Below are 17,072 nucleotides of genomic sequence, written 5' to 3'. Positions count from 1 at the left end.
GTGCGACCATGGGTCCATGGCGGTCAAGGCAGGTCGGTACGGCGGCCGGAGCGCGGCCGAGCGCCAGGCCGAACGGCGCGAGCGGCTGCTCGACGCGGCGCTGGCGGTCTGGGGACGGGAGGGCGGGCCACGGGTGACGATGACCCGCATCTGCGCCGAGGCCGGGCTGACCGAGCGCTACTTCTACCAGGAGTTCGCCAACCTCGACGCCGCCCTCGTCGCGGTGATGGACCGGGTCGCCGCCGAGATCGAGCACCGCGGTCGGGCCGCGCTCGAGGAGGTCGAGGCCGCCGGCGGTGACCCCGCCGCCCGGGTCCGGGCTGCGGTGGGGGCGTTCGTCGAGATCCTCACCGAGGACCCGCGCAAGGGCCGGGTCGCGATCGTCGAGTCCGCGGCGCTCGACGCCCTGGGCCCGCGGCGCAGCGAGCTGCTCCGCGTCTTCGCCCACCTCGCGGCCGAGGACGCGGCCGTGCTCTACGGCGAGCGGGCGCTCTCGGCACGCGAGGGGGAGATGGCCGGCCTCGTCTTCATCGGGGGCGTCGCCCAGCTCGTGACCGGCTGGCTGGACGGCTCCCTCGAGGCGACCCCCGACGAGATCGTCGACGCCGCCACGCACGCCTTCACCGCGATCGCCCACCGGTAGGGTCGAGCGCGTGACGACCGAGCCGACGACGCCCTCCTTCGACCTCGACCAGGACCACCTCGACCTGCAGGCCTGGGTGCACGACTTCGCCGCCGAGGTCATCCGCCCAGCGGCCTCCGAGTGGGACGAGAAGGAGGAGTTCCCCTGGCCGATCCTCGAGGAGGCCGCGAAGATCGGCCTCTACTCCGTCGACTTCATCGCCACCCAGGCGTTCGACGAGACGGGGCTGGGCTTCCCCATCACCATGGAGGAGCTCTTCTGGGGCGACGCCGGCATCGGGCTCTCGATCGTCGGCACCTCGCTGGCCGCGGCCGGCGTCCGCGCCAACGGCACCGACGAGCAGGTCGGCGAGTGGGTGCCGCAGATGTACGGCAGCCCCGGCGACCTCAAGCTCGGCGCCTTCTGCTCGTCGGAGCCCGACGCCGGCTCCGACGTCGGCGCGATGCGCACCCGGGCCGTGTACGACGAGGCCACCGACGAGTGGGTCATCAACGGCACGAAGACCTGGGCGACCAACGGCGGCATCGCCGACGTCCACGTCGTGACCGCGGTCGTCGACCCCGAGCTGCGCACCCGCGGCCAGGCCAGCTTCGTGGTGCCGCCCGGCACCAAGGGGCTCAGCCAGGGCCAGAAGTTCCACAAGCACGGCATCCGGGCCTCCCACACCGCCGAGGTCGTGCTCGACCAGGTGCGGGTGCCCGGCCGCTGCCTCCTGGGCGGCAAGGAGAAGCTCGACGCCCGCCTGGCCAAGGCCCGGGAGGGCACCCGGGCCGGCGGCAACGCCTCGATGGCGACCTTCGAGCGGACCCGCCCGGCCGTCGGCGCCCAGGCGATCGGCATCGCGCGCGCCGCCTACGAGGTGGCCCTCGACTACGCCAAGACGCGCGAGCAGTTCGGCAAGCCGATCATCGAGAACCAGGCGATCGCCTTCATGCTCGCCGACATGGCGGTCTCGATCGAGGCGTCCCGGCTGCTGGTGTGGCGCGCCGCGTGGATGGCGCGACAGGGCAAGCGGTTCGAGAAGGCCGAGGGCTCGATGTCGAAGCTGTTCGCCGGGGAGACCGCGGTGAAGGTGACCGAGCGGGCCATGCAGATCCTCGGTGGCAACGGCTTCACCCGGGAGTACCCCGTCGAGCGGATGGCCCGCGACGCGAAGATCTACACGATCTTCGAGGGCACCTCCGAGATCCAGCGGCTGGTCATCGCGCGGTCGATCTCGGGTTCGCCCATCCGGTGAGGTCCCGCTTCCGCGGACACATCGCCGGGGTCGGCAGCACCAGCGGGGTCCGGCTCGTCGTCGGCCGGTGGGCGGAGTCGCCGCTCGGCTCGTTCGCCGACGTGATGGTCGAGACCGCCGCCGGGCACCGGGTGCTGCTCGCGCCGAGCGACGACGTGGCCGAGTTCGTGCGCGCGACGTACACCTTCGACGAGGTGCGGATCGAGGACGTCACCGTCGACGGATGGCGGGTCCGCTCGCCGTCGCTGTCGGTGGACCTCGTCGTCGGCGGCCGTACGGCGCTCGGGCGGGTGCTGCGGCTGGTGCCGGGCCGGGTCGCCGAGAGCCCGGGCTGGTGCACGGTGACCGACCCGGTCGCCCGGGTGGTGCTGCGCGGGGTGCGCACCCGCGGTACGGCGGGCGGCGACCGCCGCGAGTGGTACGGCGCGACCGACCACCGCCGGGTCACCGCGATGACCGGGGCCTTCGACGGCGTCGACCTCGGAGGGCTCGCGCCGGTCACCCCCGCGCCCCGGTTCGGCTTCTCCTCGACACCGCCCCGGCCGTCGGTCACCACCGTCGTGACGACCGTGCGGACCTAGCCGGCCGCACCGGGCGGCAGCCGAGCGGGCCGCCCTCCCCCGGACGGTTGACCTACAGCCGGACGGCGCGGTTCAGCCAGGTCGAGGTGACCACCATGCCGACCTTCTCGTAGAGGCCGAGGGCGCCGGTGCGCGAGTCGGTCGCGAGACCCGACCGGGTGGCGCCGTGGGCGCGGGCGACCGCGAACGCGTCGACGAGCATCGCCTGGGCGATGCCCCGACCGCGGTGGTCGGCGCGTGTCGCGACCTTGTTCACGTACCCCTCGTCGCCGGCCAGGAAGGCCTGGGTCACGCCGACGACGGTGCCGGCCGGCTCGGTCACCACGCGCAGGTTCCAGGACTCGAAGCCCGGCCGCCGCACGACCGTCGCGACGAAGTCGTCGAGGGACACCCGCTCGCGCTCGGACCACTCGAGGAACGCGTCCTCGACGAGGGTCCAGCAGGCCGGATAGTCGTCCGGTGTCGCCTCGCGCAGCGCATAGCCGTCGGGCAGCGCGCGGGCCGGGATCTCGGCGCCCTCCGGGAGCTGGAGCTCCCAGCTCTCCCAGCGCACGGCGTAGCCGAGCGACGCGAGCAGCCGGTCGCCGGCGGAGCCCCGCGGGACCGGCATGCCGATCTCGGTGGCGCCGGCGGCCCGAGCCCGCGCCTGGAGCCAGCCGGCGAGGGCGGTGCCGATGCCGCGGCCGCGGTAGTCGGGGTGCACGGCCGCGTCGCTGCGCGAGCCGCCCATCAGCTCGGCGTAGGCGACCAGGGTGTCACCGTCGAGGACCCCGACGGTGCCGGCGCCGACGTCGTACGACGGACGCTGCCAGTCGGCGACGATGTCGGCCTCCTCGATGCTGATCGCCCCGACGTCGTGCTGCTCCTGGGCGGCCATGACCTGGTAGACCGCGCGGGCGTCGGCCATCACGAGCGGGCGGCTGGTGAGACCGGCCGGGAGCCGGAGCTGATCGTGCATGCGGCACATGACACCAGGAAATGCCGAACGGGGCCGCCCATTTCCGGGCGGCCCCGCTCGGGAGGCGCATGCTGGTCGAGACCAGCGGGGTGTGGATCAGGCGTTGCGGATCGCCGAGACGTCGAACTCGAGCTTGATCTTGTCGGAGACGAGCACGCCGCCGGTCTCGAGCGCGGCGTTCCAGGTGAGGTCCCAGTCCTTGCGGTTGATGGTGGTGCCACCCTCGAAGCCCACCCGCAGGTTGCCGAAGGGGTCCCGGGCCGAGCCGGTGTACTCGAAGTCGATGGTGACCGGCTTGGTCGTGCCCTTGATGGTGAGGTCGCCGGTGATCGCCCAGTTGTCGCCGTCGCGCTCGACCTTGGTCGAGGTGAAGGTGATCTCCTTGTTCTCGTCGGCGTTGAAGAAGTCCGCCGAACGCAGGTGGGCGTCGCGGTCGGCGACACCGGTGTCGATGCTGGCGGTCTGGATGGTCAGCGAGACCGTCGAGTTGGCGGGGTTCGCGGCGTCGATGTGGGCGGTGCCGGCGAAGTCGCTGAAGTGACCGCGGACGGTGGTGACCATGGCGTGGCGGGTGCTGAAGCCGAGACGCGTGTGCGTCGGGTCGAGCGTGTAGTCGCCGGAGATGTCCTCGACGGCGGCGGTGGGGGCGTCGAACTGCTCGGCGGACTTGCGGTTGAAGAAGTTCATGGCGTGGCTCCTCGTGGTTTGTGGTTGAACCTTTGACCACCGTAACCGGACCGCGGTCCGATTGATTCCCGTGAATGGGTGAACTTCTTGCCGAAATGCACGACGACCCGCCCCGTCGTCGGGGCGGGTCGTCGACGAGGGCTGGGGGTCAGGCGGCGTGCGTCGCGTGCACCGGAGCGTGGTCGTGCGGGGCCGCGGTCCAGCGGGCCTCGAGGTGGGTCCGACCCTGGAGGTCGGTGACCGACACCCAGGTCTGAGCGAGACCGGTGGTCATCTTCGAGTCGTTCATCGGACGCCTTTCGTTCATCTTCCGTTCACTCAGCGTAGCCGATACCCACTCGGACCGCCACCGAACCCCGCATCTGCGCAGATTCCCTCCACTCGAGGGTCAGGGTGCGGCGCGCCGCGGCAGTTTCGCTCCACCTGCGCCATCGAGAGATCGCGTGACCGTAGTCGCGGCAAACAGCCGTTCCTGCCCGATTCCGGGCAGGAAGTTGCAGTGTCGGGCGATCTGAGCGCACGATCCTCGTCGTGCCCCCTCCTCCGGACCCGGTCCTCGTCGACCGGATCGTGACCAGCACCGGCCTGACGGCCGCGGAGGCGGCCCGGGTGGTGGAGGACGTGATCGCCTTCCACGCCGAGCCCCTGGAGGAGTACGTCCGTCGTCGGCACGCCCACCTGAAGACCTACGGTGCGAAGAACCCCGAGATCTTCGCGCGCATCGCCGAGGAGCTGGCCGGCCGCGTGGTCGCCGCTCCGGAGCTCAGCGAGCGCCAGCTGCGGCGCCTCGTGTACGGCTGACGGTGGTGGAGGAAGGCGCTCCGCGCCTGTCTCGAGAACACCCCAGGGAAAGGACACCACCACCATGTGCGGAATCGTCGGCTACGTCGGCGCCCAGCAGGCGACGCCCGTCCTGCTCGAAGGGCTGACCCGGCTCGAGCACCGCGGCTACGACTCGGCCGGCCTGGCCGTGCTCGCCAGCAGCGGCATCAAGGTCGCCAAGCGGGCCGGCCGGGTGCGTGACCTCGCCGGGGGCCTGCCCAAGCGCTTCGCCGGCAAGGTCGGCATCGGCCACACCCGCTGGGCGACCCACGGCCCGGCCAACGATGTCAACGCGCACCCGCACACCGACGCCAAGGGGGACGTGGCGATCGTGCACAACGGGATCATCGACAACGCCGCGAGCCTGCGCCAGCGGCTCGCCGACGAGGGCGTCGACCTGGTGAGCGACACCGACTCCGAGGTGCTCGCCCACCTCGTCGGCCGCTCCGAGGCCGACACCCTCGAGGGCAAGGTGAGCGAGGCGTTGGCCGCGGTCGAGGGCACCTACGGGCTGGCGGTGCTGCACGCCGACTTCCCGGACCGGATCGTCGTCGCGCGCAACGGCAGCCCCCTGCTGATCGGCGTCGGGGAGAAGGAGATGTACGTCGCGTCCGACCTCGCCGCGATCGTCCGGCACACGACGACCGTCGCCCACCTCGACGACGGGGAGATCGCGACGGTGACCGCGAACGGCTTCACGACCTACCGCCTCGACCTCACCCGCACCGCGCGCGACGTGACGACCCTCGACATCGACCCGGGCTCGTACGAGGCCGGTGACCACGACTCCTTCATGCACAAGGAGATGCTCGAGCAGCCGGCCGCGGCCGAACGGGTGCTGCGTGGCCGCCTCGACGAGCGGTTCGGCACGGCCCACCTCGGTGGGCTGAACATGGACGCGCGCGAGACCCGGGCGATCCGCCGGGTGAAGATCCTCGGCTGCGGCTCGGCGTACTACGTCGGCCAGATGGGGGCCTCGCTGGTCGAGGAGCTCGCCCGGATCCCGGCCGACGCCGAGGCCGCGAGCGAGTTCCGCTACCGCAACCCGATCATCGAGCCGGACACCCTCTACGTCGCGGTCAGCCAGTCGGGCGAGACCATCGACACGCTGCTCGCCGTCCAGGAGATCCGCCGCAAGGGCGGCCGCGTGATCGGGCTGGTCAACGTGGTCGGCAGCGCGATCGCGCGCGAGTGCGACGGCGGCATCTACCTGCACGCCGGGCCCGAGGTCGCGGTGGCGTCGACCAAGGCGCTGACCAACATGTTCCTGGGCTTCGCGCTGCTCGCGCTCCAGCTCGGGCGGGTGCGGGACCTGTCGATCGCGGACGGCCGGCGCCTGATCGCCGGCCTGGACCGGCTGCCGGAGCTGATCGAGCAGGTGCTCGCGCAGGAGGACGCGCTCGCGGAGCTGGCCGGACGGCTCGCTGCGGCCGAGAGCCTCTTCTTCGTGGGTCGGGTGCGCGGCTTCCCGGTCGCGCGCGAGGGCGCGCAGAAGTTCAAGGAGATCTCCTACCGGCACGCCGAGGCCTACCAGACCTCCGAGCTCAAGCACGGCCCGTTGGCGCTGATCTCCGAGCAGGTGCCGACGATCGCCGTGGTGCCGTACGACGAGCTCACCGACCGCAACGTCGGTGCCCTGCACGAGATCGCGGCGCGCCGGGGGCCGCTCGTCGTCGTCACCCACGCGGACGTCGACCTCGGTGGTCTGGACGTGACCCGCATCGACGTACCCCGCAGCGAGCGCGAGCTCGACCCGATCCTGCTGACCATCCCCCTGCAGCTGCTGGCCTACCACGCAGCGCTGGAGCTGGGCCATGACATCGACAAGCCGCGCAACCTGGCCAAGTCCGTCACGGTCGAGTGATCCAGCGCACCGCGTCGTCGAATCTGGTGCTCAGGGGTATAAGCACTACCGTTGCCGGGTGAGCAACGACGAGACCGACGAGACGACCGCCCCCGAGGTGACGTTCGCCGACCTCGGGCTCGACGACAAGGTGCTGAAGGCGCTGGCCGACGTCGGCTACGAGACGCCTTCCCCGATCCAGGCCGCGACGATCCCGCCGCTGCTGGCCGGCCGCGACGTCGTCGGCCTCGCGCAGACCGGCACCGGCAAGACGGCGGCGTTCGCGCTGCCGATCCTCTCCCGCCTGGACCTGTCGCAGAAGTCCCCGCAGGCACTGGTGCTCGCGCCCACGCGCGAGCTCGCGCTGCAGGTCTGCGAGGCCTTCGAGAAGTACGCCGCCCACATCAAGGGCGTGCACGTGCTCCCCGTCTACGGCGGCCAGGGGTACGGCGTCCAGCTGAGCGCGCTGCGCCGCGGCGTCCACATCGTCGTCGGCACGCCCGGCCGGATCATGGACCACCTCGACAAGGGCACGCTCGACCTCTCGGAGCTGCGGTTCCTGGTGCTCGACGAGGCCGACGAGATGCTCAACATGGGCTTCGCCGACGACGTCGAGACGATCCTGGCCGACACCCCGGCCGACAAGAACGTCGCGCTCTTCTCGGCCACCATGCCCGCGCAGATCCGCCGGATCTCGAAGAAGTACCTCAACGACCCGGCCGAGATCACCGTCAAGAACAAGACGACGACGTCGGCCAACACCACCCAGCGCTACCTGATGGTGTCCTACCCCCAGAAGGTCGACGCCCTCACGCGCATCCTCGAGGTCGAGAACTTCGAGGGCATGATCGTCTTCGTCCGCACCAAGAACGAGACCGAGACCCTGGCCGAGAAGCTGCGGGCCCGCGGCTTCTCCGCGATGGCGATCAACGGCGACGTGCAGCAGACCCAGCGCGAGCGGACCGTCAACCAGCTGAAGTCGGGCAAGCTCGACATCCTGGTCGCCACCGACGTCGCCGCCCGCGGCCTCGACGTCGAGCGGATCAGCCACGTCGTCAACTACGACATCCCGACCGACACCGAGTCCTACGTGCACCGCATCGGTCGCACCGGCCGCGCCGGCCGCAAGGGCGACGCGATCTCGTTCGTGACGCCGCGCGAGCGCTACCTCCTCAAGCACATCGAGAAGGCCACCCGCCAGCCGCTCACGCTGATGCAGCTGCCGACCGCCGACGACGTGAACGCCACCCGGCTCTCCCGCTTCGACGACGCGATCACCGAGGCCCTGACGCAGACCGAGCGGATCGAGCGCTTCCGCGACATCGTCGCCCACTACGTGCGCGAGCACGACGTGCCCGAGGCCGACGTCGCCGCCGCGCTGGCCGTCGTCGCCCAGGGCGACACCCCGTTGCTGATCGACCCCGCCACCGAGGTGCGCCCGCCGCGCCACGAGCGTGAGTACGCCGACGACCGGGGGCCCAAGCAGCGCAAGGACTTCGGCTCCCGCCCCGAGCGCGGAGAGCGTCGTCCGCGCGGTCGCACCGACGTGCCGATGGCGACGTACCGCATCGCCGTGGGCAAGCGCCACAAGGTCGAGCCGCGCCAGATCGTGGGCGCCATCGCCAACGAGGGCGGTCTCTCCCGCCAGGACTTCGGCCACATCGACATCCGCGGTGACCACTCGCTGGTCGAGCTGCCCGCCGAGCTCCCGGGCGGGGCCTGGGACAAGCTCAAGGGCACCCGGATCTCCGGCAAGCTGATCGAGCTGGCTCCCGACGGTGGCGGCGCGCCCGCGCGCAAGCCCCGGCACAAGGAGCACTGAGCCTGGTCGCCCGCGTCGGGGGCGGCTGGTAGAACCGAGGTCATGCAGGCATCTCGGCTGGCCGCCGTCTCTGTCGCGTTCGTGCTCGCGCTCGCAGGCCTCAACGCCTGCGACGCCGCCGAGAAGAAGGTGACCGGTCCCGACCTCGACGACGCGGTCGACTCCCTGACAACGGCGCTCGTCTCCGGTGACTTCACCGACGTCGCCTTCGTCGACGAGGCGCCGGACGACGTCGCGGCTGAGTACGCCGAGGTCGTCGAGGGCCTGGGCGACGTCGAGCCCGTCGTCGAGGCGGACGCTGCCGACGAGACCGACGGGAAGGCGACCGCGACGATCCGCTGGACCTGGCCGATCGCGGGCGACGAGTGGACCTACACCACCGAGGCCGCGCTGACCGAGGCCGACGACGAGTGGCAGGTGGCGTGGTCGCGCGAGCTGGTGGAGCCCACGCTCGGCCCGGCCACCGTCCTCGACGTCACCCCGGTCGGTGGTGCCCGCGGGCCGATCCTGGGCGCGGGTGACACCCCGTTGGTGACCCTGCGACCGGTGGTCCGGTTCGGGATCGACCGGTCCCAGGTGCCCGCGCAGCGCGCCGGCGAGTCGGCGCGCCGACTCGCAGACCTGGTCGGCGTCGACGCGGCGCCGTACGTGAAGCAGGTGGAGGCCGCCGGCGACCGGGCGTTCGTCGAGGCGATCGTCTTCCGCAAGGACGACGTGCCGACCGCGGTCGGCGCCGGCTACCGGTCGATCAGGGGTGCGCTGGCCGTCCAGGACGACCTGCCGCTGGCGCCGACCCGCGAGTTCGCCGCGCCGATCCTCGGCACGGTCGGCCCGGTGACCGCCGAGATGATCGAGGACGACCCGGACAGGTACCGGATCGGCGACACGGCCGGCCTCTCCGGGCTCCAGGCGCGGTACGACGACCAGCTGCAGGGCATCGACGGCGCGGTGGTCGACGCCGTCGCGCCGGACGGTGCCGAGCGCGAGCTCTTCCGCGTCAACGCCCAGCAGGGCACGCCGTTGGAGCTGACCCTGGACGAGCGGCTCCAGTCGGCGGCCGAGCGCGAGCTGGCCGGCATCGGCCCGGCCAGCGCCCTGGTCGCGATCCGCCCGTCGACCGGGGCGATCGTGGCCGCGGCCAACGGGCCGGGCAACGACGGCTACAACATCGCGACCTACGGCCGGCTGGCGCCAGGGTCGACCTTCAAGAGCGTCAGCAGCCTGGCCCTGCTCCGCGCCGGCCTCACCCCCGACACCGTGGTGCCGTGCACGACGTCGGTCACCGTCGACGGCAAGCGCTTCGAGAACTACGACGACTACCCGAGCGGCGCGGTCGGCGACATCGCGCTGCGGACGGCGATCGCGAACTCGTGCAACACCGCGGTCATCTCCCAGGCGGGCAAGCTCAGCGACGGCGAGCTGGCCGGGGCCGCGGCGTCGCTCGGTGTCGGCATCGACCACGACCTCGGCTTCCCGGCGTACTTCGGCAGCGTCGAGCCGCCCGCGTCCGCGACCGAGGCGGCGGCCGACATGATCGGCCAGGGCACGGTGCTCGCGTCGCCGATGGCGATGGCCACCGCGATCGCCTCCATCCAGGCGGGCCACACCGTGGTCCCGCGCCTGGTCCGGTCGGTCGAGGTCTCCGTGCCCGACGAGGCCGAGCCGCTGTCCGGCTCGGAGGCCGCCGACCTGCGCTCGATGCTGCGCGGGGTGGTGACGTCCGGCAGCGGGGCCGGGCTGCTCGACGTACCCGGGCCCCCGGTGATCGCGAAGACTGGCACCGCGGAGTTCGAGAAGGGCGGCAGGACCCTCACCCACGCCTGGATGATCGCCGCCCAGGGCGACCTCGCCGTGGCGGTGTTCGTCGACCTGGGCTCGTCCGGCTCCGGCACTGCCGGCCCGATCCTGGAGGCGTTCCTGCGGGCCGCCCGGGCGTGACGACACGCCGGCGGGTTTCACCGGTTGCCCGGTGAAACCCGCACGACACGCCGAGGGGCCACGGCGTGTCGTGCGGGTTTGCCATGACAAGTACGGCGTCAGGCGCGCTCCAGCACGACGCGGGCGACGTCCTCGGGCATGGCCTCGTAGTGGGCGAAGCTGCGGGTGAAGACACCCGACCCGTGGGTCGAGGCGCGCAGGTCGACGGCGTAGCGGACCAGCTCGGTCTGCGGCACCTCGGCCAGCACCTGGGTGCGGTCGTCGCCCGCCTTGTCGGTGCCGAGCAGCCGGGCCCGGCGGGCCGACAGGTCGCTCATCACGCTGCCGACCAGCTCGTCGGGGACCACCACCGCCACGGTGTCGAACGGCTCGAGCATGGTGATCGTCGTGGCTGCGGCGGCCTCGCGCAGCGCGAGCGCGCCCGCGGTCTGGAACGCCATGTCCGACGAGTCGACGCTGTGGGCCTTCCCGTCGACCAGGGTGACCCGGAGGTCGACCATCGGGTGGCCGTGCCGGCAGCCGCGCTCCATCTGCGCGCGCACGCCCTTCTCGACGCTCGGGATGAACTGCCGCGGCACCGAGCCGCCGACGACCTGGTCCACGAACTCGAAGCCCGCGCCCTCCTCGAGCGGCTCGATCTCGAGGTGGCAGACGGCGTACTGCCCGTGCCCGCCGGACTGCTTCACGTGCCGGCCGAGGCCCTTCGCGCTGGCGGCGAACGTCTCCCGCAGCGGGACCACGAACGGCACCTGGTCGACGTGCACGGAGTACCGGTCGGTGAGCCGCTCGAGCGTGACCTCGGCGTGGGACTCGCCCATGCACCAGAGCACCAGCTGGTGGGTCTCGGGGTTGTTCTCGATCCGCAGGGACGGGTCCTCGGCACCGAGACGTGACAGCGCCTGCGAGAGCTTGTCCTCGTCCGCCTTGCTGTGCGCGACGATCGCGATCGGCAGCAGCGGCTCCGGCATCGACCACGGGCGCAGCACCCGCGGCTCCTCGACCGACGAGAGCGTGTCGCCGGTCTCGGCCCGGGTGAGCCGCCCGATCGCGCACAGGTCTCCCGCGACGACGCGGTCGGTCGGGGCCTGCGCCCGCCCGAAGGGGTGCGCGAGCGCGCCGATGCGCTCGTCCTCGTCGTGGTCCTGGTGCCCGGCCCCGGCGCCGAAGAAGGAGGTGAAGTGCCCCGAGACGTGCAGGGTCTGGTCGGGCACCAGCGTCCCCGAGAAGACCCGGACCAGGCTGAGACGTCCGACGTAGGGGTCGCTCGTCGTCTTCACGACCTCCGCGACGAGCGGACCGCCGGGGTCGCCCGTGATCGGCGCCGTCTCCGCACCGGAGGGCAGGAAGACGTCGGGCGACGGGTGCTCGACCGGGGAGGGGAAGCCGCGTACGGCGAGGTCCAGGAGCTCGGTGCAGCCGACCCCGGTCGTCGAGCACACCGGGACGACGGGGAAGAACGTCGCGCGCGCGACCGCCCGCTCGAGGTCGGCGACCAGCACGTCCTCGTCGATCTCCTCGCCCCCGACGTAGCGGTCCATCAGCGTCTCGTCCTCGGACTCCTCGATCACCGCCTCGATCAGGTCCCCGCGCAGGCCGGTGGCCTCGGCTTCGGCGCCCGGCGCGAGCAGCCCGGTCAGCCCGGTCACCTCGCTCCCGGAGCGGAGTGGCACGTAGAGGGGCAGCACCCGGTCGCCGAAGGCGGCTCGGGCCTGGCGCAGGACGCCGTCGTAGTCGGCGCGCGCCTGGTCGAGCTTCGCGACGACGACCGCGCGGGGCATGCCGACCGCCGCGCACTCGCGCCACAGCGCCCGGGTCGCGTCGTCGACGCCTTCGTTGGCGGCGACCACGAAGAGCGCGCAGTCGGCGGCCCGCAGCCCGGCGCGCAGCTCGCCCACGAAGTCGGCGTACCCGGGCGTGTCGACGAGGTTGACCTTCACGCCGGCATGCACCAGCGGCGCGACGGCGAGCGAGATGGTCCGGCCGTGGACGTGCTCGGACTCCTCGAAGTCGCACACGGTGGTGCCGTCGCGCACCGAGCCGGCGCGGGTGATCGCGCCCGAGGCGGCGAGCAGCGCCTCGGCCAGGGTGGTCTTGCCGGACCCGGCCGGTCCGACCAGCACCACGTTTCTGATCCGGTCCGGGCTGCTCGCCCCCAGATCGTGCGCCGATCCTCTCCGGGAGCCGCCTCTGTCCGCCATCGCCGTACCTCCTGCGCCGAGGCCACGAGGTCGGGCCTCGATCCGACCCAACTCCTCTTCGGCCCGGCTGACAAGACCTTGCGCGGTCTCTCGCGCAGCGCTCGGGCCGTCGAGGGTCCTGCGCCGTGGTGACCGACAGGCCCGGACAGCAAGCGCGAGGGTCTCGGCGATGCCGAGACCCTCGCGGCTTCGTGGGCGCGGTACCGGGGCGAGGGGGGCTCCGGTGCCTGCTCCACAGGGGGAACCCCTCGCTGCATGGGGTCAGCAAGGGGTTCGTGCCGACAGCAAGGTGCTCCCTCCGAAGTCGACACGCCAAGAATCCCACGAACCCGATGACCTGTCAGCGATTTGCCGGAAGGTCCGGGAGTGCAAGGCTGGCTCCATGAACGGACTCGATCTCCTCGGCCCCGGACAGCGGGGTCTCTTCATCGGTGGCACCTGGCGCGAGGCCGAGGGTGACGCCCGGCTCGACGTCATCGACCCGGCCGACGGCTCGGTGCTGACCGATGTCGCCGACGCCTCCCTGGCCGACGCCGTCGACGCCCTCGACGCCGCCGTCGACGCCCAGGCCTCCTGGGCGGCGACCCCGCCGCGAGAGCGCGGCGAGATCCTGCGGACGGCGTTCGGGCTGATCACCGACCGCGCCGACCAGTTCGCCCACCTGATGAGCCTCGAGATGGGCAAGACCGTCGCGGAGGCGCGCGGCGAGGTGGGGTACGGCGCGGAGTTCTTCCGCTGGTACTCCGAGGAGGCGGTCCGCATCCACGGCCGCTGGATGCAGGCGCCCGCCGGGGGCAGCCGGCTGCTCACCATCAAGAAGCCGGTCGGCCCCTGCCTCTTCATCACCCCGTGGAACTTCCCGCTCGCGATGGGCACCCGCAAGATCGGCCCGGCGATCGCCGCCGGCTGCACGATGGTCGTGAAGCCGGCCGGCCAGACCCCGCTGACGATGCTCGCGCTGGCCGGCCTCCTCGAGGAGGCCGGGCTGCCCGGTGGGGTGCTCAACGTCGTCACGACCAGCCACACCGGCGAGTTCAGCCAGACCCTCCAGTCCGACGACCGCCTGCGCAAGGTGAGCTTCACCGGCTCCACCGGTGTCGGCAAGGTGCTGGTGCGCCAGTCGGCCGACCAGCTCCAGCGGCTGAGCATGGAGCTGGGCGGCAACGCGCCGTTCCTGGTCTTCGAGGACGCCGACGTCGACGCGGCCGTCGAGGGCGCGATGGTCGCCAAGATGCGCAACATGGGCGAGGCGTGCACCGCTGCGAACCGGTTCCTGGTGCACACCTCGGTCGCTCAGGAGTTCGGCGAGAAGCTCGGCAAGCGGATGGCCGCGCTCACCGTCGGCCGCGGCCAGGACGCCGGCGTGGACGTCGGGCCGCTCATCGACGAGAAGGCGGTCGAGAGCGTCAGCCAGCTGGTCACCGACGCCATCCACGACGGCGCCACCGTGGTCACCGGGGGCACGGCGCCGGACGGGCCGGGCTACTTCTACCCGCCGACCGTGCTGCTCGACGTGCCCGCCGGCTCCTCGATCAACACCGAGGAGATCTTCGGCCCGGTCGCCCCGATCACGACCTTCGACTCGGAGGCCGACGCGATCCGGCAGGCCAACGACACCGAGTACGGGCTCGCGTCGTACGCCTACACCCGCGACCTGTCGCGCACCATCCGGCTGGCGGAGGGCCTGGAGTTCGGCATGGTCGGCATCAACACCGGCCTGATCTCCAACCCTGCGGCGCCGTTCGGTGGGGTGAAGCAGAGCGGCTTCGGCCGCGAGGGCGGCTTCGAGGGGATCGAGGAGTACCTCGAGACGACGTACGTCGCGCTGCCGGCGGGCTGAGTCTCAGGTCGCCGCGGGCTGGTCGTGCGCGAGCGCGACCAGCCACAGGTCCCAGCCCCGCATCAGCCGGTCGCGGCCGCGGACCGGCCTCTGGTCGGAGATCCAGTAGCCGAAGACGTCGCTGCCGGTCTCGGTCGGGTTGCGCAGCTGCATCCGGACCGGGAGACCGGCGACGTCGACGGCGGAGAGTGCCGTCGCGACCAGCCGCGCCACGTCGTCGCCGTACCGCTGGACGGTGAGCTGGTGCGGGTCCACCGGGGCGTCGGGGAACGCGATGTCGAGGTCGAGCAGCACGTGGTGGTCGCTGCGCTCCAGCCGCCAGGAGGGGGCCGGCGCGGGCAGCACGTCGGACGACACGGAGCGCTGGATGTCCTGGAAGAGCATCACGTCGGTGGACGAGACCTTCCCGGAGGCGATGAACGTGGTGTCGCCGTTGTGGAACGTCCAGGTCGTCTCGGGGTGCCCGTAGCGGAGCCGGCTCGCCTCGCTGACGTCGTGGGCGACCGCCGCCTCGGCGTTGACGTCGATCGACTCGTTGCCGGCCTCGAACGTGTAGGTGATGTCGCCGAGCACCACGTCGAGGACGGTGAGCCAGTTGGCCAGGACCTCCGCCTCGTCCTTGCTGCCGGCGAAGGTGTCGTCGACGACGAGCACGTCGCCCTCGGAGCTGACCGGCTCGAGGGAGAGGCGGAACGACGGGTAGTCGGCGTCGGTCGCCACCTCGTCGATGGCGGCGATCAGCGCGGTGAGCTCGCGCCGGGATCCGGCGCCGTCGTACGTCACGGAGATCGCCGCACCCCGTTCGGCCGTCGGGGTGGTGACGTCGGCCTCCGAGATCGCGTCGATCCGGCCCAGCTTGGTCTGGATGCTGTGGGCCTGGTCGACGGCGGCGGAGCAGCCGGCGACGACCGAGGCCGCCAGGGTCAGCGAGAGGAGGGCGGAGACATGCGTCACCGCCCTTCGCCCCCCGAAGGTCCTCATTCGAGAATGGTGACCCATCCGGGCGGTGCCCGGACGTGAAACGACGAGGATCACCCCCATGGACGTCTACGCCGACACGGTGCGCCAGTACCTCGAGTTCGCCGAGCACGCCGACGACTCGCCCTGCTTCGCCGAGTGGACGACCCGGGTGGCCGGGGACGCCGAGGTGCTCGCCTGGCTCGCCGAGCTGCCGGTGCCGAAGCGGCAGCCCAACCTGGTCCTCGCCGCGGCGCGCTGGCACGGCGTCGCCGCGCCCGGTCCGTACGACGCGTTCCGTGCGGCGCTGCTCGGCGACGACGGGACCATCCGGTCGACGATCCTCGAGCGAGCGACCCAGACCAACGAGGTCGGCCGGCTGGCCACGCTGGTGCCGGCCTTCGCCGCGCTGGCCGGCGAGCGGCCCGTGGCGCTGCTCGAGGTGGGCGCCAGCGCCGGGCTCTGCCTCTACCCCGACCGGTACTCCTACCGCTGGTCGACCGGGGACGGCGTCCGGACAGCCGGGGCGGGCCCGGGGCTGGCGTGCGACGTGCGCGGACCGGCGCCCCTGCCGTCGGCGCCCCCCGAGGTCGCGTGGCGGGGCGGCATCGACCTGCACCCGCTCGACGTCGCCGACGAGGACCAGATGGGCTGGCTCTCGACGCTCGTCTGGCCCGAGCACGACGACCGCCGGGCCCGGCTGCTGCGCGCGATCGACGTCGCCCGCCGCGACCCGCCGTACCTGCTGCAGGGCGACCTCGTCGAGCAGCTCCCGGCCCTGGTCGACGAGGCCGGGCGGCACGGCCCGGTCGTGGTGTTCCACAGCGCCGTGATCGCCTACCTGCCCGAGCAGCGGCGGGCGCGCTTCCACGACCTGATGACGGAGCTGGTCGCCGGCGGGCGATGCCACTGGGTGAGCAACGAGAGCCCGCGCGTGCTGCCCGCGGTCACCGCCACCGGTCCGGACGCGACCGACCACCGGGGCTTCGTGCTCGGCATCGACGGCCGGGCGGTCGGGTGGACGCACGGCCACGGCCGCTGGCTGCGCTGGCTGTGACCTGATGGTGGTCGAGGAAGGACGAAGTCCTGTCGCCCCCGGTGGTTGAGGAAGGCGCGCAGCGCCTGTCTCGAAACCCCCGCAGCCGACCCGCCTCCTTGCCCTCGGCCTGCGGTCCGCCTCGGCTGATTTACAGAGTGGTGTGGTCGCCGTCCGCTTCGGTTGAGGCGGCGATTTCCAGCCGTCGTCTGGCTTGCGGGTCCGCTGGGGTCGACCGTGGTGGTCACCGTCGAAAGATTTTACTTTCGAGATCGTCAGGACCCTGTGGACAACCGGGTTTTGGGGGTCTGACTGTCGGTGGCGGGTGCTTGATTGAACCATGGCAGCCACCACCGAACTCGACACCGCGACCGCGGTGCTGGTTGCCGCCCGCGAACGTCGAGCGGTCGCCGATCAGGCCGAGTCCGAGCAGTTCCAGCTGGCCGCCCAGTGGGCCGCCATGCACTCGGTCGACTCGATCGGTCCCGCCGCGGTGTGGGAGGGCGAGCT

The 17,072-nt window shown here is 72.2% G+C and carries 14 protein-coding genes; 9 read left to right on the top strand and 5 right to left on the bottom strand.

What is annotated here, in order from left to right; translation table 11 throughout:
• The first annotated feature begins 16 nt into the window (after positions 1-16).
• The 3 genes from PD653B2_RS10300 to PD653B2_RS10290 are packed head-to-tail and all read left to right on the top strand — an operon-like array spanning position 17 to position 2,461.
• A complete protein-coding gene (locus PD653B2_RS10300) occupies positions 17-643 on the top strand; it encodes a TetR/AcrR family transcriptional regulator (protein WP_085872291.1) in 627 nt (208 codons plus the stop codon).
• 10 nt (positions 644-653) lie between these two features.
• On the top strand, positions 654-1,880 hold the full coding sequence (locus PD653B2_RS10295) for an acyl-CoA dehydrogenase family protein (protein WP_085872290.1): 1,227 nt from the start codon (positions 654-656) through the stop codon (positions 1,878-1,880).
• Positions 1,877-2,461, top strand: coding sequence for a hypothetical protein (locus PD653B2_RS10290; RefSeq protein WP_085872289.1), 585 nt, complete (start codon positions 1,877-1,879; stop codon positions 2,459-2,461). The genes PD653B2_RS10295 and PD653B2_RS10290 overlap by 4 nt, the downstream gene beginning before the upstream one ends.
• Positions 2,462-2,513: 52 nt before the next feature.
• Here the strand turns inward: PD653B2_RS10290 and PD653B2_RS10285 are convergent, their stop codons facing one another.
• The 3 genes from PD653B2_RS10285 to PD653B2_RS24905 all read right to left on the bottom strand — a co-directional run bounded on the left by PD653B2_RS10285 (position 2,514) and on the right by PD653B2_RS24905 (position 4,395).
• A complete protein-coding gene (locus tag PD653B2_RS10285; protein WP_089503930.1) occupies positions 2,514-3,419 on the bottom strand; it encodes a GNAT family N-acetyltransferase in 906 nt (301 codons plus the stop codon).
• A 96-nt stretch (positions 3,420-3,515) separates the two neighbouring features.
• Complete coding sequence (locus PD653B2_RS10280; protein WP_085872287.1) at positions 3,516-4,106, bottom strand: YceI family protein; 591 nt, start codon at positions 4,104-4,106, stop codon at positions 3,516-3,518.
• Between the two features lie 148 nt (positions 4,107-4,254).
• Positions 4,255-4,395, bottom strand: coding sequence for a hypothetical protein (locus PD653B2_RS24905; protein ID WP_165763422.1), 141 nt, complete (start codon positions 4,393-4,395; stop codon positions 4,255-4,257).
• Positions 4,396-4,637: 242 nt separating this feature from the next.
• On the opposite strand from PD653B2_RS24905, the gene PD653B2_RS10275 reads away from it, so the two are divergent.
• The 4 genes from PD653B2_RS10275 to PD653B2_RS10260 all read left to right on the top strand — a co-directional run bounded on the left by PD653B2_RS10275 (position 4,638) and on the right by PD653B2_RS10260 (position 10,531).
• The gene (locus PD653B2_RS10275; protein ID WP_085872286.1) at positions 4,638-4,907 is read left to right on the top strand and encodes a hypothetical protein; all 270 of its coding nucleotides are present in this window, start codon (positions 4,638-4,640) and stop codon (positions 4,905-4,907) included.
• A 64-nt stretch (positions 4,908-4,971) separates the two neighbouring features.
• On the top strand, positions 4,972-6,792 hold the full coding sequence (gene glmS / locus PD653B2_RS10270; protein ID WP_085872285.1) for a glutamine--fructose-6-phosphate transaminase (isomerizing): 1,821 nt from the start codon (positions 4,972-4,974) through the stop codon (positions 6,790-6,792).
• 58 nt (positions 6,793-6,850) lie between these two features.
• Entirely contained in the window at positions 6,851-8,593 is a 1,743-nt protein-coding gene (locus PD653B2_RS10265) for a DEAD/DEAH box helicase (protein WP_085872284.1), read from the top strand.
• Between the two features lie 42 nt (positions 8,594-8,635).
• On the top strand, positions 8,636-10,531 hold the full coding sequence (locus PD653B2_RS10260; RefSeq protein ID WP_085872283.1) for a penicillin-binding transpeptidase domain-containing protein: 1,896 nt from the start codon (positions 8,636-8,638) through the stop codon (positions 10,529-10,531).
• Positions 10,532-10,629: 98 nt separating this feature from the next.
• Here the strand turns inward: PD653B2_RS10260 and PD653B2_RS10255 are convergent, their stop codons facing one another.
• Complete coding sequence (locus PD653B2_RS10255; protein ID WP_085872282.1) at positions 10,630-12,729, bottom strand: elongation factor G-like protein EF-G2; 2,100 nt, start codon at positions 12,727-12,729, stop codon at positions 10,630-10,632.
• Positions 12,730-13,111: 382 nt separating this feature from the next.
• Here PD653B2_RS10255 and PD653B2_RS10250 point away from each other — a divergent pair, with 382 nt between their 5' ends.
• Positions 13,112-14,569, top strand: a complete 1,458-nt coding sequence (locus tag PD653B2_RS10250; RefSeq protein WP_085872281.1) for an NAD-dependent succinate-semialdehyde dehydrogenase — start codon at positions 13,112-13,114, stop codon at positions 14,567-14,569.
• A gap of 3 nt (positions 14,570-14,572) precedes the next feature.
• On the opposite strand, the gene PD653B2_RS10245 is transcribed toward PD653B2_RS10250, so the two are convergent.
• Positions 14,573-15,550: a hypothetical protein gene (locus PD653B2_RS10245; RefSeq protein WP_133059093.1), complete on the bottom strand. Its 978-nt coding sequence runs from the start codon at positions 15,548-15,550 to the stop codon at positions 14,573-14,575.
• A gap of 58 nt (positions 15,551-15,608) precedes the next feature.
• Between PD653B2_RS10245 and PD653B2_RS10240 the strand changes: the two genes are divergently transcribed.
• The gene (locus PD653B2_RS10240; protein WP_085872279.1) at positions 15,609-16,583 is read left to right on the top strand and encodes a DUF2332 domain-containing protein; all 975 of its coding nucleotides are present in this window, start codon (positions 15,609-15,611) and stop codon (positions 16,581-16,583) included.
• The last annotated feature ends 489 nt before the right edge of the window (positions 16,584-17,072 follow it).

Origin of the sequence: Nocardioides sp. PD653-B2, assembly GCF_002117935.1 — a bacterium.
In the GTDB taxonomy this organism is placed as follows: domain Bacteria; phylum Actinomycetota; class Actinomycetes; order Propionibacteriales; family Nocardioidaceae; genus Nocardioides.
The sequence above is the reverse complement of the archived record's forward strand: the minus strand, read 5'-3'. Positions and strand labels throughout refer to the sequence as shown.